Origin of the sequence: Pseudogemmobacter humi, assembly GCF_900609055.1 — a bacterium.
In the GTDB taxonomy this organism is placed as follows: Bacteria; Pseudomonadota; Alphaproteobacteria; order Rhodobacterales; family Rhodobacteraceae; genus Pseudogemmobacter; species Pseudogemmobacter humi.
Genome location: NZ_UXAW01000137.1, coordinates 1 through 944 on the forward strand (window position 1 = coordinate 1; position 944 = coordinate 944).

Here is a 944-nt window from a genome sequence, read left to right on the forward strand (position 1 = left end):
GTGCTGCGCGCCGGGGCCGCGGCGCCGGGGGCGGCGGGCTTCGGAGCCTGGGCGTCTTTGCGGAAACGGCTGAACATGGCGCGGCGCCTTTCGGGAAATGGTTATGACTTGCCGGTCTCGGCGGCTCTGCTCAGATCGAACAGCGACCTGGCCAGCTTCTGAAGTTCCTTGCGCAGCGGATTCTTCGCGGCGCTTTCGGACAGCGGCAGGCCGTGGTCGTTGGCCTGGGTGACCTGGGTGCCGCCGTCGGGCAGTTGCACCTCGATGGCGATATCGAGGCTTTCGGCCATCCGCTTCACCCGCGAGCGCGCCGAGAGATCGGTGAATTTCGGCGCCCGGTTCAGCACGTAGCGCAGTTTCTCATGCGGCAGCGCCTCGGCCTTGAGCGCGCGCACGAAGCGCAGCACGTTCTGGGCCGAGCGCAGATCGAGGTCGATCAGCGCGAAATAGGCATGCGCCCGGCTCAGCACGGCTTCGGTCCAGGCCACCACGGTCTTGGGCATGTCGATGATCACGAAATCGAAATTCGCCAGCGCCATGTCGATCAGCCGGCCCAGATCCTCGCCCGAGATGATGTCGAGCGGCAGCATGTCCGTGGGCGCGGTGAAGACGCAGAGCCGGTCGTTGAAGCTCTGCATCCCCTTGATCAGCGCGTCGCTGTCGACCGAGAGCGGATCGGTCAGCACCTCGAACACCGCATCCTTGCGCGGCAGATCCAGATAGGTCGCGATCGAGCCATACTGGAAATCCAGGTCCATCAGGCAGACCCGGGGCGGGTTGGTCTTGTCGGCGGTGGCCAGTTCCCAGGCCAGATTGCTGGCAAAAGTCGAAGAGCCGGTGCCCCCCGCCATGCCATGCACCGGCAGCAGCAGGCCCTGGCGGTCGCCCTTCGGCCTGAAGGCGGGCGCGGCGTCCTCCCCGGCGGCCGGGACGGGGGCGGGCGC

General features: G+C 67.2%; 1 protein-coding gene. It reads right to left on the reverse strand.

All coding sequences use genetic code 11. The features are described 5' to 3' along the window. Positions 1 to 101: 101 nt before the first annotated feature. Positions 102 to 944 (reverse strand): CpaE/TadZ family protein (locus XINFAN_RS21045; RefSeq protein ID WP_124088807.1); only part of this gene is annotated, 843 nt, incomplete at its 5' end.